Genomic DNA, 23,330 nt, shown 5'->3' with positions numbered 1-23,330 from the left:
CTCAACAGCGCCGGCGGGGTGAACCACTCAACCCCGACGGGCGTCGCCTGCCGGCCCCGGCGCGGAGGTGCTGAAGCGTTCTGCGAACGCGCCGTACACGGGTGTGCCCGACAGGTTGTCGCGGATGGCGAACACCACCCGGTCGAACCGGTCGACCACCCGCAGCGCGTCGGCGAAGGCGTCCGCCACCGTGGCGGGGTCGTTACGGAACACCCCGCACCCCCACGCGCCCAGCACGATCGTCCGATGCCCGTGCGCGGCGGCCACCTCGAGCACCCGCCGCGCACGCCGGCGCAGCACCGCCGGCACGTCGGGGGCGTGCGCGGGCTGGTTGCGCACGATCGCGCCGAGGTTCGGCGCCGCGGCGGTGAGGAACGACGTCCGGTACGCCACGTCGAGGAGCCCGCCCTTGTCGTCGCGGAACACCGGCACCAGCGGGGAGTAGACGACCCGGTCGCTGTACCGCAGGTCGCCTTGGCCGCGGTGGAACACGTAGAAGTCCGGCGCGGCGAGCAGGCACGGGTAAAGCGCCGACGATCGTGCGACGCTCTCCTCCTGCGCCTTCGCCCCGCCGAGGAACCCGCCGCCCGGGTTCTTGGCCGACGCGAACACCAGACACGCCGCATCCGGACCGAGCCGGCGGGCCGCCTGCAACGTCGACTCGTACGTCACCTCGACGTCGCCGGCCCCGACCCGCGTGTCGCCGATCGTGAGCGTCCCGTCGGGAAGGTGGTGGCAGGTGCCGGCGACCGCGGCCCGCACCTGCGCACCGATGACGACCTCGTCGCCGGCGCTGTCGCGGTACCGGCCCGACTCTGCGATCGCCACCGTCTGTCGGGCGATCTCACGAAGGCGGCTGCTCACCGGCGCACCCGGCGCAGCCGCCGGCAGGGGGCGTACACAGCCAGCAGGCTAGGCCGCCACCCGTTCCGCCGACAACTGCTTTCCGCGCAGCGCGCGGCGGGCCCGCTCAGTGCGCGGCCAGGACCACCCCGTCCGGCTCCAGGCCTGCCAGCCGGGACGGTCGCACCACGACGAACAGGACCGCCGTCGCCGCCAGCATGCCCCCCGCGACGACGACGGACATGGCGACCGCGCCGGTGCCCAGGACGCCCACCAGGGGCGCGGCCAGCGCACCGACGCCGAACTGCACGGCGCCGAGCAGGGCGGAGGCCGTGCCGGCCGCCTCCCCGTGGCGGGACAGGGCCAGGGCCGGCGCGTTCGGCATCGCGAGGCCCGCCGCCGCGAGCACCACCCACAGCGACACCAGCAGGGCCGGCAGCCCGCCGAACCCGGTCACGGCGAAGGCGAGCAGTGCCAGTCCGGCCACGCTCCCCGCGCCCAGGGCGACGACGAGGATCCGCTGCGGCGGGTGGCGGCGCAGCAGCCGTACGTTGAACTGGGTCGCCGCGATCAGCCCGACCGCGCCCGCCCCGAAGGCCAACCCGAACTGCTGCTCGTCCAGGCCGTACTGCTCCTGGAAGACGAACGACGACCCGGCGACGTACGCGAACAGGGCGGCCATGGCCAGCCCGGCGACCAGGACCAGGCCCACGAACGTACGGTCGCGCAGCAGCGAGCCGTACACGCCGATCGTCGCGACCACGCCGCCGCGCCGGCGCCGTTGGGCGGGCAGCGTCTCGCGGAGGCCGAACGCGGCGACCACGACGAGCAGCACGCCGAAGGCGGCCAGCGCCACGAACACGCCGCGCCAGTCCGTCCAGCGCAGCAGCCCGCCGCCGAGGGTCGGCGCGAGGATCGGCGCCGCCCCCATGACCAGCAGCAGCCGGGAGAGCAGCTTCGCGAAGGCCGCACCGTCGAACAGGTCGCGGACGACGGCCATCGCGACCACCGAGGCCGCGGCGACGCCGAGGCCCTGCACCACCCGCAGCGCGCCGAGAACCGCGATGCTCGGCGCGACGACGCAGAGCAGCGACGCGACGACGTGCAGCGCGATGCCGGCGATCAGCGGCGCGCGCCGGCCGACGGCGTCGGACAGCGGGCCGATCAGCAACTGGCCGAGGGCGAGGCCCGCCAGCGTGCCGGTGAGGGTCAGCTGGACCGCCGCCGACGTGGTCCGGAAGTCGTCGACGATCGTGGGAAGCGCGGGCAGGTACATGTCGATGGTCAGCGGACCCACCGCGATCAGCGACCCGAGGACGAGGACGAGCCGCAGGCGTTGCCGGGGGCTCATCAGGTCACCGGGCGTCAGCGGGGCTGCCGGCCCCTTGGGGGCGTCGACGGCGGCCGTCATCGGTTCGCCGCCGACCGGTCGGTGCGCAGCCGGGCTGGGAAGAGTGCAGGAGTCACATCTGGCTCCAAATCCGGATCCGGTGATCTCATTCCCGCCCGGCGGCGAGGTAACGGAGTTCACAGTCGGTCGAACGGCGACGGAGCCGCCGCGCGCGGCCGGGTCCCGCAGGCCGGGCCCTCGCGTCAGCACCATGTTGTCACCCGCGGCAGCTAGTCTGCGCCGGTGTGGGAGACGATGGTGCGGAGCGACCCCGATGGCTGACGCGGACGACGTCCGGCACCTGGCACTGGCGCTGCCGCACGTGGTCGAGATCGACAGCGAGGGCTTCGACTTCCGGGTCGCCGACAAGGGGTTCGTCTGGTCCTACCCCGAGCGCAGACCCGGCACGTCGCGCCTGATCCGGACGGACGTCGCGGTGCTCTACGTGGGCGACGAGGCGGAGAAGCAGGCGTTGCTCCTCGGCGAGCCCGAGGTCTTCTTCACCACGCCCGCGTACGAGGGGCTGCCCCTGGTCATGCTGCGGCTGGCGCAGGTGGACGTCGACCGCCTGACGGAACTCGTCACCGACGCGTGGCGCATGCGTGTCCCGGATGCGCTCGTCGGCGACCTCGACGGCGCCACCGGTCCCCGCTGAGGTCCCCGTCGCGACCCTGTCGACCCGAACCCGCCAGTAACATATGCGCGCCCCGGGCGCACCACCCTCCCACGAAGTGGACGGCCGCAACACATGCCGGGAAACGATCACGGCTGCGTCCGGCGTTTTGGCTGGTCAACGCCGCAACATCGTCCGTTCGCCGAACGGATTCGGACCCCTGACCTTTTGATCCACAGGCACGAGGGTGGACACTGCCGAAGGTGCCGCCGCGTCGCGGCCCGCGCATCATTGGTCTAAAAGGAGGGCTCGATCGGTGTTCAGTCGTGTCGCCATCGTCAACCGTGGTGAGGCCGCCATGCGGCTCGTCCACGCCGTACGGGACATCGCCGCGGAGACCGGGACACGGATCGAGACCGTCGCCCTGCACACCGACGTCGACCGTACGGCCACCTTCGTCCGCGAGGCGGACCTGTCCTACGACCTCGGTCCCGCGTCCGCGCGCCCGTACCTCGACCTGAAGGTGCTGGAGCGCGCGCTGGTGGAGAGCGGGGCCGACGCCGCGTGGGTCGGCTGGGGCTTCGTCGCCGAGGACCCGGCGTTCGCGGAGCTGTGCGAGCGGATCGGCGTCACCTTCGTCGGACCGAGCCCGGACGCCATGCGCAAGCTGGGCGACAAGATCGGCGCGAAGCTGATCGCCGAGGAGGTCGGCGTGCCGGTCGCGCCGTGGAGCCGCGGCGCGGTCGAGACCCTGGACGCCGCCCTGGCGGCGGCGGCCGAGATCGGCTACCCGCTGATGCTCAAGGCGACCGCGGGCGGCGGTGGGCGCGGCATCCGCGTGATCACCAACGAGGCCGAGCTCGCCGACGCCTACGAGCGCACCAGCCAGGAGGCCGCGCGGGCGTTCGGCAGCGGCGTCGTGTTCCTGGAACGCCTGGTCACCGGCGCCCGGCACGTCGAGGTCCAGGTGATCGCCGACGGCCAGGGCACCGCGTGGGCGCTCGGTGTCCGCGACTGCTCGGTGCAGCGGCGCAACCAGAAGGTCATCGAGGAGTCGGCGTCGCCGGTGCTCGGTCCTGAGCAGACAGCCGAGCTCAAGGCGTCGGCCGAGCGGCTCGCCGTCGCGGTCGGTTACCGCGGCGCGGCGACCGTCGAGTTCCTCTACCACCCCGGCGACCGGCTGTTCGCGTTCCTGGAGGTCAACACCCGTCTCCAGGTCGAGCACCCGATCACCGAGTCCACCACCGGCTTCGACCTGGTCAGGGCGCAGCTGCACGTGGCGTCGGGCGGGCGGCTCGAGGGCGAGCCGCCGGCGGAGCGCGGGCACGCCATCGAGGCCCGGCTGAACGCCGAGGACCCCGACCGCGACTTCGCGCCCTCCCCCGGCCGCATCGCGCGGCTGGACCTGCCCGCCGGGCCGGGCATCCGCGTGGACACCGGCGTCAGCGAGGGCGACACCATCCCCGCCGACTTCGACTCGATGATCGCGAAGATCATCGCGTACGGCCGCGACCGCGACGAGGCGCTCGGCAGGCTGCGCCGGGCGATGGCGCAGACCACGGTGATCATCGAGGGCGGCGCGACGAACAAGAGCTTCGTGCTCGACCTGCTCGACCAGCCCGAGGTGATCGACGCCAGCGCGGACACCGGCTGGATCGACCGCGTCCGGGGCGAGGGCAGGCTGGTCACGCACCGCCACTCCGCCGTCGCGCTGGCGGCCGCCGCCATCGAGGCGTACGAGGAGGAGGAGCGCGTCGAGCGGCAGCGGCTGCTGTCGACGGCGTTCGGCGGACGCCCGCAGGTGCAGCACGAGAGCGGCCGGCCGCTGGACCTCAAGTTGCGCGGCGTCGACTACCGCGTGCGCGTCGCGCGGGTCGGCGCACACCGGTTCCGCGTCGGTATCGAAGCGGGTGGCGCCGTGCGCACCGCCGACGTCGAGCTGGACCGCTTCGACCGGCACACCGGGCAGGTCGTCGTCAACGGCACCCGCTACCGCCTGCTCATCGGCACGCACGGGCCGATCCACCTGGTCGAGGTGGACGGCGTGGCGCACCGGGTCACCCGCGACGAGGGCGGCGTCCTGCGTTCGCCCAGCCCCGCGCTGGTCGTCGCCACGCCGTTGAAGGTCGGCGCCGAGGTCGAGGCGGGCGCGCCGGTGCTGGTGCTGGAGAGCATGAAGATGGAGACGGTGCTGCGGGCGCCGTTCAAGGCACGGCTGAAGGAATGCGTCGTCTCCGTGGGCACCCAGGTGGAGACCGGCGCGCCGCTGCTGCGGCTGGAGCCGCTCGCCGACGACGCCGAGGCCGGGGAGACCGCGGCGACCGAGTCCGTCGAGCTGGACCTGCCCGAGGCGCCCGCCAGGATCCCGGCGCGGGAGCGCGCCACGCGCGGCCAGGAGGACCTGCGCAGCCTGCTGCTCGGCTTCGACGTCGACCCGCACGACGAGCGCCGGCTGCTCGACGACTACCTCGCCGCGCGCCGGGCGGCCACCGAGGACGGTCACCGGCCGCTGGCCGAGGAACTCGGCCTCATCGACGTGTTCGCCGACCTCACCGAGCTCAGCCGCAACCGGCCGACGGGCGAGGACGGCGGCGGCGCCGGCCACGTGCCGAGCGCCCGCGAGTACTTCCACACCTACCTGCAGTACCTCGACGTCGACCGGGCCGGGCTGCCGGAGACGTTCCAGGCCAAGCTCGCCAAGGCGCTCGGGCACTACGGCGTCACCGAGCTGGAGCGCTGCCCCGAGCTCGAAGCCGCCGTGTTCCGGATCTTCCTCGCCCTGCAGCGCGCGTCCGCCGATGCCACGGTCGTCGCGACGCTGCTGCGCGCCTGGCTGCGGGAGCCGCCGCCGGACGAGTCGCTGCGCGAGCCCGCCGGCCTCGCGCTGGAGCGGCTGGTGGCCGCGACGCAGGTCCGCTTCCCGGTGGTCTGCGACCTCGCGCGCGGCGTGGTGTTCGCCTGGTTCGCCCAGCCGCTGCTGCGCCGCAACCGCGCCCGCGTCTACGCCGACGTGCGCCGGCACCTGCGCCACCTCGACGCGCACCCGGACGCGCCGGACCGCGCGGAGCGCGTCGCCGAGATGGTGCGCTCCACCGAGCCGCTGGTGCGGCTGCTCGGCCAGCGGCTGGTCCGCGACGACGTGGACAACTCGGTCATGCTGGAGGTGCTGACCCGGCGCTACTACGGCAACAAGGACCTCACCGGCGTACGCACCAGCGAGGTCGAGGGCTGCACGTTCGTGGTCGCCGAGCGGACTGGCTCGTGCGTGGTCTCCGCCGCCGTGGGCTTCGACGCGCTGGGCAGCGCGCTGCGCGGTCTCGCGGAGCTGGCGAGCGGCCACGACGCCATCGACGTCGACATCTATCTGGCGTGGGAGAACCAGCCGGCGGACTTCGACGCGATGGCGGCGGCGCTGCACGAGGTCGTCAGCGCGCACCCGCTGCCGCACCAGGTCCGCAGGCTCACCACCACCGTCGCGGGTCGCAGCGGCGCGGTGATGCACCACCACTTCACGTTCCGTCCGTCGACCATCGGGATGATGGAGGAGCGGCTGATCCGTGGCCTGCACCCGTACATCGCTCAGCGGATGCAGATGGAGCGGCTGAGCAAGTTCGACCTCACCCGGCTGCCGTCGTCGGACGAGGAGGTCTACCTCTTCCAGTGCGTGGCGCGGGAGAACCCGTCGGACGACCGCCTCGTCGCGTTCGCGCAGGTGCGCGACCTGACCGAGCTGCGCGAGCACGACGGACGGCTGGTGGCGTTGCCCACCGCCGAGGACGTCCTCGCCACCTGTCTCGACTCGATCCGTCGGGCGCAGTCGCGGCGGCCGTCGAGGAAGCGCTTCAGCACCAACCGGATCGTGGTCTACGTCTGGCCGCCGAGCGACCTCACCCGCGCGGAGCTGGAGATGATCGCCCGGCGGGTGCTGCCCACGACCGCGGGCGCCGGGCTGGAGGAGATCCTGTTCATCGCGCGGCAGCGCGACCGGCGGACCGGCGAGCTGACCAAGATCGCCGTACGCGTCTCGTTCGACGCCACGGGCGGCACCGCGCTGACCGTCGGCGAGCCGTCGGACGAGCCGGTCGAGCCGCTCGACGACTACCGGCAGAAGGTGCTGCGCGCAAGCAGCCGCAACGCGGTCTACCCGTACGAGCTGACCGGCCTGCTCGGCACCTTCGTCGAGCACGACCTCGACGACGACCACGCGCTCGTGCCCGTGGACCGGCCGAAGGGGCGCAACAGCGCGGCGATCGTGGCGGGCGTGGTGACCACGCCGACCCGGCGGCACCCGCAGGGCGTCACCCGGGTCGTGCTGCTCGGCGACCCGACGAAGGCCCTCGGCGCGCTGTCGGAGCCGGAGTGCCGCCGCGTGATCGCCGCGCTGGACCTGGCCGAGCGGATGCAGGTGCCCCTGGAGTGGTACGCGCTGTCGGCCGGCGCCCGGATCTCCATGCAGTCGGGCACGGAGAACATGGACTGGGTGGCCGCGGCGCTCAAGCGGATCGTCGAGTTCACCCAGGACGGCGGCGAGATCAACATCGTGGTCGCGGGCATCACCGTCGGGGCGCAGCCGTACTGGAACGCCGAGGCGACGATGCTCATGCACACCAAGGGCGTGCTGGTGATGACGCCCGACTCGGCGATGGTGCTCACCGGCAAGCAGTCGCTCGACTTCTCCGGTGGGGTGTCGGCCGAGGACAACTTCGGCATCGGCGGCTACGACCGGGTGATGGGCCCGAACGGGCAGGCGCAGTACTGGGCGCCGAACCTGGCCGCCGCGCGGGACGTGCTGATGGCGCACTACGAGCACACGTACGTCGCGCCCGGCGAGCAGGGGCCGCGGCGGACGAGGACGACCGACCCGGTCGACCGCGACATCTCCGCCTTCCCGCACGTCGTGGCGGGCAGCGACTTCACCACCGTCGGCGAGATCTTCTCCGCCGGGGCCAACCCGGACCGCAAGAAGCCGTTCGACATCCGGACGGTGATGCGGGCGCTCTCCGACCAGGACCACCCGGTGCTGGAACGGTGGGCGGGCATGGCCGACGCGGAGACCGTGGCGGTGCAGGACGTACACCTCGGTGGCATGCCGGTGTGCCTGATCGGCATCGAGTCACGGTCGGTGCCGCGGCGCGGCTTCCCGCCCACCGACGGCCCGGACACCTACACCGCGGGCACGTTGTTCCCGCGGTCGTCGAAGAAGGCCGCGCGGGCGATCAACGCGGCCAGCGGCAACCGGCCGCTGGTGGTGCTGGCCAACCTGTCGGGCTTCGACGGCTCGCCGGAGTCGATGCGCAATCTCCAGCTGGAGTACGGCGCCGAGATCGGCCGCGCGATCGTGAACTTCCGCGGGCCCATCGTGTTCTGCGTGATCTCGCGGTACCACGGTGGCGCGTTCGTGGTGTTCTCGAAGGCGCTGAACCCGAACATGACCGTGCTCGCGCTGGAAGGCTCGTTCGCCTCGGTCCTCGGCGGCGCTCCCGCCGCCGCGGTGGTGTTCTCCGGCGACGTCAACGCCCGCACCGCGGCCGACCCTCGCGTGCGGGAGTTGGAGGCCCGCGTCGCGGCGGCCTCCGGCACCGACCGCGCGGCGTTGACCGCGGAGCTCGACGAGCTGCGCTCGTCGGTGCGCGTGGAGAAGCTGGGCGAGGTGGCCGCCGAGTTCGACCGGGTGCACAACATCCAGCGCGCGGTCGAGGTCGGCTCCGTCGACGCCGTCATCCGCGCGGCGGAGCTGCGCCCGCGCATCATCGACGCCATCGAGGGCCGCCTGCGCTGACGCGGTGACGCGCCACGGCGAGGTCCTCGCCGTGGCGCGTCACAGGCGCGTCTACCGCAGGACGCCCTCGTGCAGCGCCCGCAGCACCGCGTTGGTGCGGTCCCGGGCGCCGAGCTTCAGCAGGATCGCCGACACGTGGTTCTTGACCGTGCCCTCCGCGAGGAAGAGCAGCCCGGCGATCTCCCGGTTGGTGTAGCCCTCGGCGACCAGCCGCAGCACGTCCAGCTCCCGCTCGGTGAGCTCCTGCGACGGCGGAGCGCTCACCCCGACCGGGGACGGCGCCGAGCGGATGGCGCGCAGGAGCCGATCGGTGATCGACACGGCGATGAGCGTTCCGCCCGCGGCGAGGGTCTCGACCGCCCGGGTCAGCTGCTCCAGCGTGACGTCCTTGAGCAGGTAGCCCCGCGCTCCGGCGCGCAGGGCGTCGAGGACGAGGGTGTCGTCGTCGAAGGTGGTGAGCACCAGCACCGGCACGTCCGCCCCGCGCTCCCGTAGCTGTCGGAGGACCCAGATGCCGTCCCGGCGCGGCATGCGCAGGTCGAGCAGGACGACGTCGGGCCGGGTCGCGTCGATAACGGCCAGGGCGGCCTCGCCGTCGTCGGCCTCGCCGACCACCTCGATGCCCGCCATGTCGAGCAGGGTGCGGATGCCCTGCCGGACCAGCGTCTGGTCGTCGACCACGACCACCCTGGTCACGTCGCCTCGGCCGCTCGCGCCGGTCGGATCGAGCATGCCGGTCACCGGGCCGGCATCCGGGCGGTCACCCGGAAGCCCGCACTGCCGTCGTACGCGATCTCGCCGCCGAGTGCCGCGAACCGCTCCGCGAGGCCCCGCAGCCCGTTGCCGGGGACCACGGCCCGCGCGCCCTGCCCGTCGTCGACCGCCGTCAGGCGGATCGCCTCACCGTGGCGGACGATCGTGACTCGCAGCTCGCCCGCGCAGGCGTGCCGCAGGGTGTTGGTGATGATCTCCTGTACGGCCCGCACGAGCGCCGCGGTCTGTTCCTCGTTCGGCTCGACGTCCTCGCCCACCTCGACCGTCACGTCGAGCCCGGGGATGTCGCGGCCGACGTCGCGCAGCGCCTCGGCGAGGTCGGCGGCGGACCCGGCGCGCAGCGCGCTGACGGTGTCGCGCACGTCGGCGAGCACCTCCCGGGCCACCCGGCCGGCCCGTTCGACGTGCTCCCGCGCCGGGTCGCCCGCACGGTGCCGGGCCGCCTCCAGCTCCAGGGTGAGGACGGTGAGCTGGTGACCGAGCAGATCGTGCAGCTCACGGGAGATGCGCAGTCGTTCCGCCGTGCGGGCGGACCCGGCCAGCAGCAGGCTGGCCGCCCGCAGCTCCACGTGCGCCCGGGCCAGCTCCCGGCGGTGCTGCTGCTCGCGGCGGACCGCGGTCACGCTGAACGTCGTGGCGATCTGGATCAGCCCGTAGAACACCCCGGACGCGAGCGGCGCGACCGGGTCGTCGTGGACCCGGCCGACGGTCAGGGCGATCACGGCCGTGTTCAGCGCCACCACCAGCAGGTTGACCGGCAGCCGGAGGGTCTCCGGCCCGAGCGCGGCGATCACCACCAGCAGGATCGGCAGCATGCCGGCGCGGGGCGCCGTCGCGACCACGCCCCAGCCGGCGACCACCGCCGTGCCGTAGGCCGCCCACCTTGTCCGGGGCGCTCCCCACTCGGCCACGGCGCCGAGCGCCGCGCCCAGGGTGACGACGAAGAGCCCCACCCACACCGGCGCCGGGATGTCCGGCTCGACCAGGCCGAGCATCACCGGCGACCCGACGCCCACGCACACGACGAGCATCACCAGGCCGGACCACTCATCGAGCCCGAGCCGCCGCATGCGGCAACCCTAGCCGCCGCGGCCGGCGGGCCACGGGTGCCGAAAGTCATGGGCGGCGGGGCTGACCTCCGGCACAGGCGGCGGGCGGGTGGCGCCGACCAGCATGGAGAGCATGAGCCAACCCGCCATCGAGGTCGAGAACCTACACAAACGGTACGGCGACGTCGTCGCCGTCGACGACGTCAGCCTGACGGTGGCCCCCGGCGAGGTGCTGGGCGTCCTGGGCGTCAACGGGGCTGGCAAGACCACGATGATCGAGCTGATCGCCGGCCTGCGGGTCCCCGACCGGGGACGCGTCCGGGTGCTCGGGCGGCACCCGCGCCGGGACCGCGCCGCCGTACGCCAACTGCTCGGGGTGCAGTTGCAGCAGGCCGAGCTGCACGCCGCCCTGACCGTCGGTGAGCTGCTCGGCCTCTACCGCAGCTTCTACCCCGATCCGCGCCCCGCCGACGAACTGCTCGACCTGGTCGAGCTGCGGGGGCAGGCCGGGACGCGGTTCGAGAAGCTCTCCGGCGGCCAGCAGCAGCGCCTCTCCATAGCCCTCGCCTTGGTCGGCCGACCGCGGGTGGTGATCCTCGACGAACTCACCACCGGGCTGGATCCCCGTGCCCGCAGGCGCATCTGGGCGGGCGTGGAGGGGCTGCGCGACGAGACCGTGCTGCTGGTCAGCCACGCGATGGACGAGGTCCAACGGCTCTGCGACCGGGTCGTGCTGCTCGACGCCGGCCGGATCGTCGCCCTGGACACCCCGACCGGGCTGGTGGCCCGGGCCGGCACCGCGAACCTGGAGGAGGCGTTCGTCCGCCTCACCGGCAAGGAACTCGTCACGGAGGAGGACGCATGAACGAGGTGACCGTACGACGACCCGGGCCGGGCTCGTGGCTGACCCTGATCGGGTGCGAGGCGAAGATGGTCGTCCGGGACACGGCCGGGCTGGTCGTACCGATCGGGCTGCCGCTGTTGATCCTGGTCATGAACGCCGCCGCCGCCGGTGACCAGGAGGTCGCCGAGGGGCGCTCGGCGCTGGAGGTATTCGTCCTTCCGCTGGTCTTCACCATCGTCCTCGCCACGATCGGCATCGTGAACATGCCGAGCTTCCTGGCCTACTACCGCCGCAGCGGGGTGCTGCGCCGGCTCGCGGTCACCCCGGCGTCGCCGGCGATGGTGCTCGTCGCCCAGCTGGTGGTGAGCCTGGCGCAGGTGCTGGTGGGGATCGGGCTGGCGTACGCCGTCGCGGTCGTCGGCTTCGGCGCACGTCCGCCGGCCGACGTCGGCATGGCGCTCGCGGTGGTCGGGCTCTCGGTGGCCGCGATGTACGGGCTGGGCCTGATCGTCGCCTCGGTGGCGCCCACCCCGAACTCGGCGGTCGCCATCGGCCTGATCGCCTTCTTCGCCCTCGGGGCCGTCGGCGGGTTGTTCGGCGGCACCGCCTCCCTGCCGGAACCGGTGGCCCGGGCCGCCTCGTGGCTCCCGTTCGGCGCCACCGTCGAGGCGCTCTCCAGCGCCTGGGCGGGGGCCTCGGTCGACGCGTCGAACCTGGCGGGTCTGGCGATCACCGCAGTCGTCGGTGCGACCGTCGCCGCGCTCCTGTTCCGCTGGAACTAGGGCGCGGCGGCGGTGGACGCGGCGGGCGGCAAAGGACCGGCCCGCCGCGCCGGTTCAGAAGGCGTAGAGGTCCAGTGCGATCCCGTCCGGGCCCCCGGAGTGGCTCACCGCGACCCAGTCGTCCCCGGCGCCGGCGAGCCACCCGGGGTACCGGCCGAGCTGGCGACCGGTCGACACGTCGTGGACGAGCACGACCGGTCGTTTCTCCACCGCGCCGCTGACCGCCACGAGGCGGCCGGTCACGCTCGACCGCCAGCTCGCCGAGGTGCCGGAGAGTCCCGGGTCCGGCGCGCTCCACCGCGTCGCGCCGGTGGCCATGTCGAGCAGGGCCAGCTCGCCCTCGTCGGCGGTGCGCCGCACCAGCACGGACCGGTCGTCCCCGTCGATCGGCACGCCGGGGGCGACGCCCTCCCACTGCGTCCTGCCGGTCCGCAGGTCGACCACCTGCGGCCGGCCGGCGGCGGTGACCGCGACGAGCCGGGTACCGGTCCCGATCAGGGTCAGCCCGCTGCGGTCGTGCGCCAGCCGCTTGGCACACTCGCCGTCCTCGCGACGCCCGCTGAAGACCTCGCCGGACCAGCCTCCGGCGCCGGTGGCCGCGTCGACGGTGGCGATGCTGACGGTGCACCGCCGGTCGTCCCGGGGCGGATCGTGGTCGGTGGTGACCAGCAGGTTGCCGGCCACGAAGCCGTGCCAGGCCCGGCTCGGCAGGCGTCCGGCGCCGGCCTTGCCGGTGGTGGGCGCGACGCTCGTGTAGGTACGCCCGTTCAGCCGCACCGACACGTACCGCTGGGTGGGCGCGGCATACGGCGCGCGGACGCCGAGCGCCTCGTCGCTGACCCGGGCGAACCGGTCGGCGGGCAGTTTCCACAGTTGGCGACCGTCGCGGACGTCCCGGGCGACGACGACGCACTTCGCGGATTGTCCGGTGCCGACGCACTCGCGGTCGTACACGACCTGCTGCTGGACGACGACGTCCTGGGTGTCCTCGGCCCGCCAGCGGGTGGCGCCGGTGGCCGCGTCGAGCACCTCCAGCAACCCTCCGTTGCTGGCGCTGACCACGATCAGGGCGCCGGCGACCGCGTACTGGTAGGCCATCGGGAACGGGTGCCGCCAGCGGTCCTGCCCCGTGGAGCGGTCCACCGCCCGCAGTTCCCGCGCCTCCGGCACGACGACGACCTGGCCGAGCTGCGTCAACGGCTGGTCGAGCCGCCTGGCCGTCACCGACCAGGTGGGCTCCGGGCCCTCCCCCTCCGCTCCGGTCCCGCCGCCGCGCAGGCTCTCCTGGGTCACCGCGATCCCCGGCGCCGGCCGCTCGGGCGGCTCCGCCCGTGGCGCGGTGCAGGCGGCGAGCCCGACGAGCAGGCTCAGGGCCGCCCCTGCGACGCACGAACGGGGCGGGCGGTACGACGGTGACAACGGTCTCTCCCTCGATCGGTGGCAGAGCCCACCATAGGATCCGCCCGCACCCCACGACGTGGGGGCGGCAGCGGAGAAGGGCCAGTCCCGGCGGAACTGGCCCTTCTCGACGATCAGCGCGGTGCGGTGGTCAGCTGACCGACTTGTTGTAGCTGTCGATGGCGCCCTGCACGCTCGCCGCGGCGTCCTTCATGGCCTGCTCGGCCGGCTTGCTGCCGACGATGGCCGCCTCGAGGCCGTCCTCGGAGGCCTTGCGGGCCTGCGGCATCACGCCCAGCAGGCAGCCGGCCGACGCGACCGACGGCGGCAGCGCGTGGAGCTGGTCGACGGCGGTGCGGAACTGGGGGAACTTCGCCATCCAGTCCTTGTCGATCTGCTCGTCGAGCGCCTTGGCGTTGATCGGCACGTACCCGGTGCTGGTGTGCCACTTGGCCTGCTCGACCGGGCCGGAGGCGAACTTCACGAACTCCCAGGCGGCCCGCTTCTCCTTGTCGTCGTGGCCGACGCCGTTGATCCACAGCGACGCGCCACCGATGATCGGTCCGCCCGTGGAGGAGGCGCTCACCTTCGGGTACGGGGCGGTGAGCACGGTGAACTTGCCCTTCGCGGCGTCGACGTAGCCGCGCAGCACGCTGGTGGACTCCAGATGCATGGCGACCGTGCCCGACTTGAAGGCGGCCTGGGCGTCGTCGGTCTTGCGGCCGGTGTTCGTCGCGTAGCCGCCCTTCACCAGGTCCGTCCACCACTGCGCGACGCGCACGGCCGTCTCCTGGTCGAACTGCACCTTCGTGGCCAGGCCGCTGCGCCCGTTGCCCTTGTCGCAGTACTCCTTGCCGTCGGTGGCGAGCAGTTGCTCCACCAGCCAGCCGTAGATGGCGGCGTTGAAGCCGTACTGGACGGTCTTGCCGCTGGCGTCCTTGACCGTGAGCTTCTTCGCCAGCTCGCCGATCTCGTCGAGGTTCTTCGGCGGCTTCGTCGGGTCGAGCTTGGCCCGCTCGAACGCCTCCTTGTTGAGGTACAGCAGGGGCGTCGAGGAGTTGAACGGCATCGACCAGAGCTTGCCGTCGACCGAGTAGTAGCTGGCGATGTTCGGCTCGATGTCGCCGGCGTTGAAGCCGTCCTTCTCGATGAACTTGTGCATCGGCACGACCTGCTTCGAGTCGACCATGAAGCGGCTGCCGATGTCGTAGATCTGCACCAGGGCCGGCGTGCTCTTCTGCTGCACCGACGCCTTGTACTTCGCGATCGTCTCGTCGTAGCTTCCCTGGAAGACCGCCTTGACCTCGACCTTGCCGCCGCTCTGGGCGTTGAAGTCGGCCACGAGCTGGTCGACGGCGGTGGCGTTGGCCCCCTTCATCGCGTGCCAGAACTCGATGGTGGTCTTGTCCGTTGCCTTCTCCAGCACCTCGGCGCCGGGCGCGTCGAGCGCGCCGCTGCCGCCGTCGGTGCCGGACCCGGAGTCGCCGCAGGCCGTGAGCGCGGCGGCGGCCACCACGGCGACGAACGCCGCCGCGGTCCGGCGGAGCCGAGGTCTTCTCATTGGTTCTCCTTCTCGATGGTTCAACGCAGCGCCCCGGCGGTCAGCCCGCGGACGATGTAGCGCTGGCCGAAGATCACGACGGCCAGCGTGGGGATCAGGGACAACGCGACGCCGGCGAGAACGAGACCCGGCTGCGCCGCCTCGGCGTCGTTGAGCTGGGAGATGCCGATCTGCAGCGTCTGGAACTCGGTGTCGCGGATCAGGATCAGCGGCCAGAAGTACTGGTTCCACGCCGAGAGGAAGACGTAGACCCCGACCGCCGCGATGGAGGGCTTGGACAGCGGCACGATCACCCGCCACAGCAGCCGCCAGTGGCCGCACCCGTCGATCACCGCGGCGTCGCGCAGCTCGGTCGGGAACTGCAGGAACGCCTGCCGCAGCAGGAACGTGCCGAACGCCGAGGCGAGGAAAGGCAGCACCAGACCGAGGTACGTCAGCCCGCCGCGCGTCAGGCCCCAGTCGGAGATGGCCAGGTAGTTGGGGATGATGATCGCTTCCCACGGCACCATGAGAGTGGCGAGGAAGAGGCTGAACGTCGCCGCCTTCGCCGGCAGGCGGAGGAACGCGAAGGCGTACGCGGCGAAGATGCTGGTGACGACCTGCGCCACGGTGATGATCCCGGCCTGCACGGCGGAGTTCGCGTAGAAACGGCCGAGCGGCACCGAGCGGAACACGTCGGTGATGTTCTGCCAGTGCAGCGCGCTCGGCACCAGCGCGGGCGGATAGGTCGCCAGGTCGCCGGGGCCCATCACGGCGCCGACGAAGCCGTAGTAGACCGGGAACAGCACGGGGATCGCCGCCAGGCCGAGCACGACGTAGACGGCGACCCGCCCGAGGTTGAGCTTTTTCATCGGTAGTGGACCCGCCGTTCGAGGACGCCGAATTGGACGGCCGTGCAGCCGAGCATGATGACCAGCAGTACGACGGCCTGCGCGCTGGCCGCGCCGAAGTCGGAGGAGCCGAAGGCGAACGCCTTCTCGTAGATCGAGTAGACCAGCGTCGTCGTCGCCTGGTCCGGCCCGCCCTTGGTGAGGATGTGGATCTGCCCGAAACTCTGCAGGGCGTGGATCGTGGACACCACGACGAGGAAGAACAGCTGCGGGGAGAGCAGCGGCACGGTGATCCGCGTCGCCAGCCGCCACCCGGTCGCGCCGTCCAGCCGCGCTGCCTCGACCACCTCCGGCGAGATCGCCGAGACCCCGGCGGAGAGCACGAGGATGTTGTAGCCGAAGTTCATCCACACCGTCGCGGCGCAGACGGCGGGCAACGCGATCGACGGGTCGGTGAGCCAGTTGACCCGGTCGAAGCCGAGGGAGCCGAGCAGGCCGTTCGCCACCCCGATCGCCGGGTTGTAGATGACGGCGAAGATGACCGACGCGGTCGCCACCGAGAACGCGAACGGCAGCGCGAACGCGGTGCGCAGCGCCCGTACGCCCCGGATGCGCGCCTCCAGCAGCAGCACCACGAAGAGCGCGCCCAGCACGGCCGGCACCACCGAGAAGAGCGTGAACAGCGCCGTCGTGGCCAGCACCTTGCCGAACTCACTGGACAGCATGTCCCGGTAGTGCGCCGCGCCGACGTACTCCGAGGCGGCACCGAAGATGTCGTTGCCGTGCACCGACAGGTACAGGGTCCGCCCGAGCGGCCAGAACACGAACAGTGCGAAGACCCCCACCGAGGGCAGCAGCATCAGCCACGCGAGACCGGACTCGCTGAAGCGTGCGCGCCGCACCTGTCGGGCGGTGGAGGGCGTGGATTCTGAGGTCAGGGAGCGGTCGCCCGGTGGCGCGCCGACGGTGGCAGGGGGAGGCACCGCAGCACCCTACCAACGACATTGAGGGATAGACATCATTTCGCCGACCAGCTCCGATGCCTCCTGTATGCAGGGCGATCGCCGTGGCTCCCGTCGTACACCTGCAGTCACATCGCTGTTCCTTTCGGTTGCTGACGGGGGCGTGTTGCTAGATTGCGGCTTCGGGTACCGCACTGTCGTCGATCGGGGGAAGTCGGCCGCGTGTCGCACATCGAGAAGATCACCGGGGAACTGCGCGCCTTGACCACCGGCGTCGACAGGGCGCAGGCGCTGGCGTCCGCCGCCGACAACCAGGCGCAGGAGGTCGCCCTCCGCGCCGCCGGCGCCGGCTTCGCCGCCGTGGCGGCGGGCGTGATCCGGGTACGCGACGGCATCTCGGCCGTCCGGGGCAGCCTGGGCAGCCTCGCGACCACCATCGGCGAGGCCACGAAGGCCACCACGGCCGTCCCGCAGGAGGCCAGCCCACACGAGACGATCACCGGCCTGACACCCGTGCACCACGCCGTCGACGGCATCCGCGACACCGCCGCCGCCACCATCGCCCAGGTCGGCCAGGCACGACAACTCGTCACCACCGTCCTGCACGGCGGCCAACCCGGCCCTCTCGTGCAGTCCCTGGAGAGCATCACGCAGGTCCTGAGCCTGGTCGCCCAACGCACCGCCACCGCTCGGCAGGCGGTCGAGACGGCGATCGCCGAGGCCCGACAACTGGGGTCGGCGGCAAACTGAACTGGTGGCGGTGACACGCAGTGGCGCACTCATCGAGTTCGTGCGGCGGCACTGAGGAGGGCGGCAACCTTTGGCAATCGAGTATCAGCTGACGCTGGCGGGCGATGTCCCGATCGAGCGGGTAGCCAACCTCGCCGCACCCGAAGCCACCGAGCAGCCGACCGAACCCGGTCGTCCGCGACTGTTCCGCGCCGACCTCGACGAGCGGCACGGATACGCGGTCGCCGTGTACTCGGGCAGCAACGGCTACTACGACGCGGAGGACGACGACGGATCCCAGTGGGAATGGGAGCCCGACCAGTACGTCAACCTCAGTTTCCGCATGCGCAAGAACCAGCCGTCAGAGGCGGGGGTTCGGAACATGGTGACGGCCGTGGCACGAGTTCTCGCCAGCCAGAGTGAGGACGCGGCGCTGATGCTCGACGGGAACTGGCTGCTGCTGACGCGGGCCGGAGGGATTCTCCGCAAGCACAGGCCATCGTGGTGGGAGCACTACGACGTAGCCGACATGCGGACCGAACAAGCGTAGACAGTGCCGTCGGCAGGTCCTTCCGTCGTGCTGCTCTTGGGCTAGATCGTCTCGCCTGGCTGCTTGGCACCGCCCCGGGCACAAAGCCTCGACTGCTAGCGTTCGGCGCCATGTGGACCGAGGAGATTGTGGCCGGGCGTCCGGCCTGGCGGCACACCGCGTCGGGCGTGGTGTTCCGTGAGGTGCCCGGCGACACGTTCCGTATGGGTCTGTCCGACGCGGAACTGGAGGCCGTACGTGCCATCGAGCGCGACGGAGAAGTCGAGGACACGCTCGAGCCCTTCTTCGCCGCCGCCAAGGACGCCCAGCCCGTACGCGAGGTGCGGGTCGAACCGTTCCTGATCGCCCGGCACCCGCTGACGGTCGCGCAGGTCCGGCACTGGCTGCCCGACTACGAGGACGACTACGCCGACGAGGACACCACGACGGCCCGGCTCGAGGACGACCTGGACGACCTGTTCGACGCCCTGCCGTTCCGGCTGCCCAGCGAGGCCGAGTGGGAGTACGCGGCCCGCGCCGGCACCACCACGCTGACGTTCCGCGGCGACGACAAGCCCGACGAGGACCAGATCCTCGACGACTTCAGCGACGAGGAGCGCACAGCCGCCGGCGAGAACGCCTTCGGCCTGGCGGCGATGGGCTCGGCTGGCGAGATCTGCGCCGACGTGTGGATCCCCGGCTTCGCGGATGCGCCGGCAGGCGCCCGGCCACGCACCGGCGACGGGCCCCGCTCCGTACGCGGCGGCGCCGCCGACCTCTACCCGTGGCAGGGCTGCGACGAGTGGCTGCTGCTGCTCTCCGCCACCCGAGACGAACACGCCGGGTTCACCGCGGTCCGCCCGGCCGCCCCGCTGCCGTCCCGGTAGGCCGCCTACTGGCTGGTCGGTGGGTTCGCGGAGAAGCCCACAGCCGTACGCCTGTCGACCGCCGCCATTTGCCTGCGAGCCACGGGCGTCGTTCAGCGCGGCCATGTCGATGACCCAGTTCAGGCGCCCGTCCGCAATCGTCCTGCGCCGCTCCGCGTGCACGGTGGCCGTCGTGGACGGATGGCGAGTCGCATTCACGACAGGACGAAGCCGCGATGATCAGCGCACAGCCTCCCACCTGCCCACTACGCTGACCGCCGCCGGCCGATGGACGAGTCGCTGCGGTCCCTCGACGCGCGACGTCCTGAGCCGCTTTCCCCGCCCACACTTCAGGAGCCGACGATGGACAACGAAATCCAGTTGATCAGTGACGGCGATGGCTTCGCGGTCATCGGGAGTCCGACCGCTGTCGACCGGTTCCTCACCTCTGAGCGGCTGCCGTCGAAGGACCTCGGACTGAAGCGGCTCCAATCTGCCCTCGGTGCCGGCTCCAGCATCGCGAAGGCGAGTGCCGAGATCTCCGCCAACTCGGGTCGCTGGGTGAAGCTGACCGAAGAGTCCGCACGGGCGATGAAGCAGTTCCCCCTCATGAAGGGTTCGGAGTCGGATTTCAGCCGGGCGGTGCTGACCGAGAACGGCAAGATCAAGGGGCTTCTGGAGATCGTCACGACTCCAGGGGCGCTGCTGAGCAACCCGGCGCTGCTGACCGGTGCGGCGGGGCTCATGGCGCAGCTCGCGATGAAGCAGAGCATGGAGGAGATCACCGAGTATCTGGCGTTGATCGACGAGAAGGTCGACGACGTGCTCCGCGCCCAGAAGGACGCCGTGCTGGCGGACATGATCGGGGTGGACCTCGTGATCGGGGAGGCCATGACGATCCGGGACCGGGTGGGCCGGGTCTCCGAGGTCACATGGTCGAAGGTCCAGGCCACGCCGGTGACGATCGCCCGCACCCAGGCGTATGTGCTGCGTCAGCTCGACGCGCTCGCGGAGAAGATGGAGCGGAAGACCAAGGTCGCCGATCTCGCCAAGATCACCAGGGAAGCCGAGTTGAGGGTTCAGGAGTGGCTCGCCGTGCTGGCTCGCTGCTTCCAGCTGCAGGACGCGATAGCCGTGCTAGAACTCGACCGGGTGCTGGACGCGTCTCCGGAGGAGATGGACGAGCACCTGCTCGCGCTCCGGGCGGCACGGCAGAACCGGCTGGAACTCATCTCACGCAGCACAGAGCGGCTGATGGCCCGGATGGACGCGGCTGCTGGCACGGCCAACACGAAGGTGCTGCTGAACCCCACCTCGTCTCGGGCGACGGTGCAGTCGAGGAACCATGTCGCGACCATCGTCGTCGACTTCCACGGACGGCTCGGCATCGCACGCGATCGACAGTCGTTGGACGCGAGACGGTGGCTCGACGCGGCCGTGGAGGTGCGGGACAAGGTCCTCGATACGGGCGTGGAGGTGCGGGACAAGATGCTCGTGACCGGCACGGAGGGCGTCGACGCCGCCAAGCACTTCGGCGTGGAGACCTTCGGCCGGACCAGGTCGGTGGTGGGCAGGCTCTCCAGCGGAATCGCTGAGCGTACGCAACGCCAGCGCGGGGACGACGAGAAGGGCTGAGTGCGCCGCCGAAGCTCTCTGATCATCGCTGTGGGATCGATCCGCCCGGCGCGAGGTGAGTGGGCTCTGGTCGCCTCGAGCGTCCAGAGTCGATAATCGGATCAGGCGCCCGCTGGTTTGGTGCTCGGGCCCCGAGTCCAACCAGGAGGATGGGTTGTCGCTGGAGCCGCCCACTGAGCCGACCGTCCCGGCGCTGCGTTACGCAGTGCCTGCGGAGAATGCCACTGCGGCGCCGGCGGACCATGGCGCGACAGGCGCAACGCGCTCCGGTCCGGGCACCGCGTCGACGCGATCTGCCGGGCAGGGCAAACACTCCCTGGCCGATCACATCGTGGAGGCGATCGTCCCTGGCACCAGAGAACAGCGGTGGTCGACAAAGACCAAGGCCCTGATCGGGGCGCTGGTCGCCATGCTGCTGGTGGGAACCGCGGGCTGCCTGGGGGACGTGGTCACCGGCATTCTCACCGCGGACCGGCGGGTGGCAGCCGAAGAGGGTGCGCGACAGCAGAACGACCAGCGCAAGAAGCCGTTCGCCGCCGCCGTGAGATACGACGACGGCCCAGCCCCGTTCTTCCGGGTCATCCTGGACCGGCCCCTCACCGAGGGCGAGCAGGAGGTCCTCCAATCCACCCCTCCCGAGGATCTTTGGGATTTCATGAGACCGCTCGGCGCGCGCCGGGTGTGGTACCCGTCGACAGGCTCCTCTCACATGCCGGGCGACTACGGATCGTTTGCACAAGATGCCACGGTCTTCACGATGAACATCGTCAGCGACCGTACGGCGCAAACGACAATTGTTGGCATGCGCGCGGTAAATGTCGAGTGCCGCGCCTCGACGGCCCGGACCGTCGTCGACTTCGCCCCGGACGGCGCGAGCGACTACGAAGGGGTGACTTTCGATCTCGCGAGCAACGACCCCGTTCCGTACATGAGCGATGACGACGAGCCTGAGAAGTACGGGCGACCGTACTTCAGTGAGCGAAAGATCGACCTCGGCGGCGGCATGTCTCCCGGCGGACTACGCGTCGAGGCGCTGGTCGAGGATGAATCCTGTGCGTGGGAGATCGAGGCCACCTACCACGACTCCACTGAGGGGGGTGGCGGCGCGCTCATCCTGAACGACAACGGGAAACCGTTCTTCGCGGAGGCTCGGCCGCGGAATCCGGCGCAATACTGGATGTACATCTCCGAGCCGTTGCCCACGCAACCGTTTCCCTGCCACAAGATGCCGACCGTGAGTAGTTGTGCACACCGGCACTAACTTGATCTTTAACCTGTTTGGCTTGGGCGTGGTTTGCGGGTCGTCTTCGGTTTCGTTTTCGCCTTGCCTGTCGAGGTGCTGGTCGCGCCGGAGGCGGTGTGGACGTCGTGGCGTGGGGTGGGGTGGCTGTTGCGGCGGCCGGATGGCCGTCCTGGTCCTGGTCGGGATGATTTCGGTGCGCTGGCCGGGCAGGTGGCTTTGGCTCGGAGGTGCCGAAACCCTCGGCGGACGCGGGCGGGTGACAGGCGCTGTGGTGATGCCGGCTTTTCCCAGGGCCGGCGCAGATCGACGGCCAGGGCGCGGGCCAGACGCAGTTGCGTGTAGGCGGCCAGGATCAGCCAGGTCCACCGGTCGGCGGCCTGCGGGGTGCGGATCTTCGGGCAGGTCCAGCCGAGGGTCTGCTTGAACAGGCGGAACGTGTGCTCGATGTCGAAGCGACGTAGGAACGTCTGCCAGAGCCGATCGACATCGCCGGCGGTGGCGTCGACGCCGGACCACCACAGCCATACCGGCTTCGGGGTCGCGCCGCTGGGCAGGTGCTCGACCTCCAGGCGGATGACCGTTCCCTCTATGACCGGTAATACCTTGGCCGCGTCGACCCAGGCGGATCGGTGGGTCAACCGTGGGTGCAACCGGTCCCAGGCTCGGGCTCGCGCGATGCCGTAGAGGCGGGTGTCGGTGATCGTGGCCGCGTCAGGCTTGCCCCAGGTGGCCGGGGCAGCGAAGGCGAACTCGCCGCCGTGGCGGGGTGGCCGGCCGATCGTGCCCGGCTGCCGGGGTGGCACCGCGCGGCGTAGTACCCGGTCCGAGCGCATCCGCGCGAGGACCTGCACGGGCAGGTCACGCAGGAGGAACGCGAGCCGGGGCGCGTCGTAGCCAGCGTCGGCCACGACCAGGATGTCCAGGTCGCCGGGCCGCCACTGGCCGGCCGCGACCAGCCGCTGCACGATGTCTCGCACCTGCCCGGCCGTGACTGCCGCCGCGTCATCACCGGGCGCCAACCGCACCGCGTCCAGCGGCGCGGTCCACGAGCTACGGCCCGACTCCAGGGCCACCACCATCGAGTAAGGCCAGCCCGGGACCATGATGGTCTGGTCCTTGCCCCGACCGTAGGTGTGACACAGGACGCGCTGCGGCGAGGTGTGCGCGTCCGGCCGCAACCAGCAGGTGATGTCCACCGCCAGAACGAGCCGGCCGTCAGCCGCTCGTGGCAGCGGCACCCCGGCCAGGGTGGTGCGCAGCCGGTCGATGTCCAGCTGTCCACACGCGAGGGCGTCGTACAACGCGCCGTGGCCGCGGCGGTGCTCACCCACCAGCGACAACTCCACCAACGACCGCACCGGCCCATCGGCGCACAACACCGCGTCGGCCAGCTCGAACAACGCATCCGCCCGCGCGGTCAAGCAGCCGTAGAACTCCCGCCGGAACCTGCCCAGCTCCCCGACGTCACCAACCGGATAAGGATCATGCACACTGATCACCGAG

Annotated in this window: 18 protein-coding genes; 9 read left to right on the top strand and 9 right to left on the bottom strand. The window is 71.6% G+C overall.

The window, feature by feature from the left end; translation table 11 throughout:
* Window positions 1–27 precede the first annotated feature (27 nt).
* The gene (locus RM555_RS25435) at window positions 28–864 is read right to left on the bottom strand and encodes a TIGR02452 family protein (RefSeq protein WP_311414110.1); all 837 of its coding nucleotides are present in this window, start codon (window positions 862–864) and stop codon (window positions 28–30) included.
* A gap of 106 nt (window positions 865–970) precedes the next feature.
* Window positions 971–2,194, bottom strand: a complete 1,224-nt coding sequence (locus tag RM555_RS25430; protein ID WP_311414117.1) for a multidrug effflux MFS transporter — start codon at window positions 2,192–2,194, stop codon at window positions 971–973.
* Window positions 2,195–2,507: 313 nt separating this feature from the next.
* On the opposite strand from RM555_RS25430, the gene RM555_RS25425 reads away from it, so the two are divergent.
* Both RM555_RS25425 and RM555_RS25420 read left to right on the top strand, forming a co-directional pair.
* Window positions 2,508–2,888 carry an MmcQ/YjbR family DNA-binding protein gene (locus RM555_RS25425; protein ID WP_311414109.1) on the top strand — a complete coding sequence of 127 codons (381 nt, stop codon included), beginning with the start codon at window positions 2,508–2,510 and terminating at the stop codon, window positions 2,886–2,888.
* Window positions 2,889–3,162: 274 nt separating this feature from the next.
* Window positions 3,163–8,625 (top strand): ATP-binding protein, encoded by a 5,463-nt coding sequence (locus RM555_RS25420; RefSeq protein WP_311414108.1) that lies wholly within the window; start codon window positions 3,163–3,165, stop codon window positions 8,623–8,625.
* Window positions 8,626–8,676: 51 nt separating this feature from the next.
* Here the strand turns inward: RM555_RS25420 and RM555_RS25415 are convergent, their stop codons facing one another.
* Window positions 8,677–9,357 (bottom strand): response regulator transcription factor, encoded by a 681-nt coding sequence (locus tag RM555_RS25415; protein WP_311414107.1) that lies wholly within the window; start codon window positions 9,355–9,357, stop codon window positions 8,677–8,679.
* A gap of 5 nt (window positions 9,358–9,362) precedes the next feature.
* Window positions 9,363–10,469 (bottom strand): sensor histidine kinase, encoded by a 1,107-nt coding sequence (locus RM555_RS25410; RefSeq protein ID WP_311414106.1) that lies wholly within the window; start codon window positions 10,467–10,469, stop codon window positions 9,363–9,365.
* A gap of 112 nt (window positions 10,470–10,581) precedes the next feature.
* Here RM555_RS25410 and RM555_RS25405 point away from each other — a divergent pair, with 112 nt between their 5' ends.
* Both RM555_RS25405 and RM555_RS25400 read left to right on the top strand, forming a co-directional pair.
* A complete protein-coding gene (locus tag RM555_RS25405) occupies window positions 10,582–11,313 on the top strand; it encodes an ABC transporter ATP-binding protein (RefSeq protein ID WP_311414105.1) in 732 nt (243 codons plus the stop codon).
* Window positions 11,310–12,074, top strand: a complete 765-nt coding sequence (locus RM555_RS25400) for an ABC transporter permease (protein WP_311414104.1) — start codon at window positions 11,310–11,312, stop codon at window positions 12,072–12,074. The genes RM555_RS25405 and RM555_RS25400 overlap by 4 nt, the downstream gene beginning before the upstream one ends.
* A gap of 54 nt (window positions 12,075–12,128) precedes the next feature.
* On the opposite strand, the gene RM555_RS25395 is transcribed toward RM555_RS25400, so the two are convergent.
* From RM555_RS25395 to RM555_RS25380, 4 genes are all read right to left on the bottom strand, one after another.
* Window positions 12,129–13,493: an outer membrane protein assembly factor BamB family protein gene (locus RM555_RS25395; protein ID WP_311414103.1), complete on the bottom strand. Its 1,365-nt coding sequence runs from the start codon at window positions 13,491–13,493 to the stop codon at window positions 12,129–12,131.
* Window positions 13,494–13,623: 130 nt separating this feature from the next.
* The gene (locus tag RM555_RS25390) at window positions 13,624–15,033 is read right to left on the bottom strand and encodes an ABC transporter substrate-binding protein (RefSeq protein WP_311414102.1); all 1,410 of its coding nucleotides are present in this window, start codon (window positions 15,031–15,033) and stop codon (window positions 13,624–13,626) included.
* A gap of 20 nt (window positions 15,034–15,053) precedes the next feature.
* Entirely contained in the window at window positions 15,054–15,884 is an 831-nt protein-coding gene (locus tag RM555_RS25385) for a carbohydrate ABC transporter permease (protein WP_311414101.1), read from the bottom strand.
* The gene (locus RM555_RS25380) at window positions 15,881–16,846 is read right to left on the bottom strand and encodes a carbohydrate ABC transporter permease (protein WP_311414100.1); all 966 of its coding nucleotides are present in this window, start codon (window positions 16,844–16,846) and stop codon (window positions 15,881–15,883) included. Before RM555_RS25380 ends, RM555_RS25385 begins: the two co-directional genes overlap by 4 nt.
* Before the next feature lie 201 nt (window positions 16,847–17,047).
* Here RM555_RS25380 and RM555_RS25375 point away from each other — a divergent pair, with 201 nt between their 5' ends.
* The 5 genes from RM555_RS25375 (at window position 17,048) to RM555_RS25355 (ending at window position 21,845) form a co-directional block, all read left to right on the top strand.
* Window positions 17,048–17,575 (top strand): DUF6244 family protein, encoded by a 528-nt coding sequence (locus RM555_RS25375; RefSeq protein WP_311414099.1) that lies wholly within the window; start codon window positions 17,048–17,050, stop codon window positions 17,573–17,575.
* A gap of 70 nt (window positions 17,576–17,645) precedes the next feature.
* Window positions 17,646–18,104, top strand: a complete 459-nt coding sequence (locus RM555_RS25370) for a SitI3 family protein (protein WP_311414098.1) — start codon at window positions 17,646–17,648, stop codon at window positions 18,102–18,104.
* Window positions 18,105–18,214: 110 nt separating this feature from the next.
* Window positions 18,215–18,970 carry a formylglycine-generating enzyme family protein gene (locus RM555_RS25365; protein ID WP_311414097.1) on the top strand — a complete coding sequence of 252 codons (756 nt, stop codon included), beginning with the start codon at window positions 18,215–18,217 and terminating at the stop codon, window positions 18,968–18,970.
* Window positions 18,971–19,312: 342 nt separating this feature from the next.
* The gene (locus RM555_RS25360) at window positions 19,313–20,584 is read left to right on the top strand and encodes a hypothetical protein (protein WP_311414096.1); all 1,272 of its coding nucleotides are present in this window, start codon (window positions 19,313–19,315) and stop codon (window positions 20,582–20,584) included.
* A gap of 154 nt (window positions 20,585–20,738) precedes the next feature.
* On the top strand, window positions 20,739–21,845 hold the full coding sequence (locus RM555_RS25355; protein ID WP_311414095.1) for a hypothetical protein: 1,107 nt from the start codon (window positions 20,739–20,741) through the stop codon (window positions 21,843–21,845).
* 8 nt (window positions 21,846–21,853) lie between these two features.
* On the opposite strand, the gene RM555_RS25350 is transcribed toward RM555_RS25355, so the two are convergent.
* Window positions 21,854–23,326, bottom strand: a complete 1,473-nt coding sequence (locus RM555_RS25350; RefSeq protein ID WP_311414094.1) for an NF041680 family putative transposase — start codon at window positions 23,324–23,326, stop codon at window positions 21,854–21,856.
* Window positions 23,327–23,330 lie beyond the last annotated feature (4 nt).

The sequence above is a fragment of the Micromonospora reichwaldensis genome (assembly GCF_031845925.1).
GTDB classification, from domain to species: domain Bacteria; phylum Actinomycetota; class Actinomycetes; order Mycobacteriales; family Micromonosporaceae; genus Micromonospora; species Micromonospora reichwaldensis.
Note: the sequence above shows the minus strand (reverse complement) of the source record. Positions and strands in the feature narration are given on the sequence as shown.

What these genes read in the sequence shown, in the direction of transcription:
- RM555_RS25430 (WP_311414117.1), bottom strand. Translation starts at nt 2,194, where the DNA reads ATGAGCCCCCGGCAACGCCTGCGGCTCGTCCTCGTCCTCGGGTCGCTG.
- RM555_RS25425 (WP_311414109.1), top strand. Translation starts at nt 2,508, where the DNA reads ATGGCTGACGCGGACGACGTCCGGCACCTGGCACTGGCGCTGCCGCAC.
- RM555_RS25415 (WP_311414107.1), bottom strand. Translation starts at nt 9,357, where the DNA reads ATGCTCGATCCGACCGGCGCGAGCGGCCGAGGCGACGTGACCAGGGTG.
- RM555_RS25410 (WP_311414106.1), bottom strand. Translation starts at nt 10,469, where the DNA reads ATGCGGCGGCTCGGGCTCGATGAGTGGTCCGGCCTGGTGATGCTCGTC.
- RM555_RS25405 (WP_311414105.1), top strand. Translation starts at nt 10,582, where the DNA reads ATGAGCCAACCCGCCATCGAGGTCGAGAACCTACACAAACGGTACGGC.
- RM555_RS25400 (WP_311414104.1), top strand. Translation starts at nt 11,310, where the DNA reads ATGAACGAGGTGACCGTACGACGACCCGGGCCGGGCTCGTGGCTGACC.
- RM555_RS25390 (WP_311414102.1), bottom strand. Translation starts at nt 15,033, where the DNA reads ATGAGAAGACCTCGGCTCCGCCGGACCGCGGCGGCGTTCGTCGCCGTG.
- RM555_RS25385 (WP_311414101.1), bottom strand. Translation starts at nt 15,884, where the DNA reads ATGAAAAAGCTCAACCTCGGGCGGGTCGCCGTCTACGTCGTGCTCGGC.
- RM555_RS25365 (WP_311414097.1), top strand. Translation starts at nt 18,215, where the DNA reads ATGTGGACCGAGGAGATTGTGGCCGGGCGTCCGGCCTGGCGGCACACC.
- RM555_RS25360 (WP_311414096.1), top strand. Translation starts at nt 19,313, where the DNA reads ATGGACAACGAAATCCAGTTGATCAGTGACGGCGATGGCTTCGCGGTC.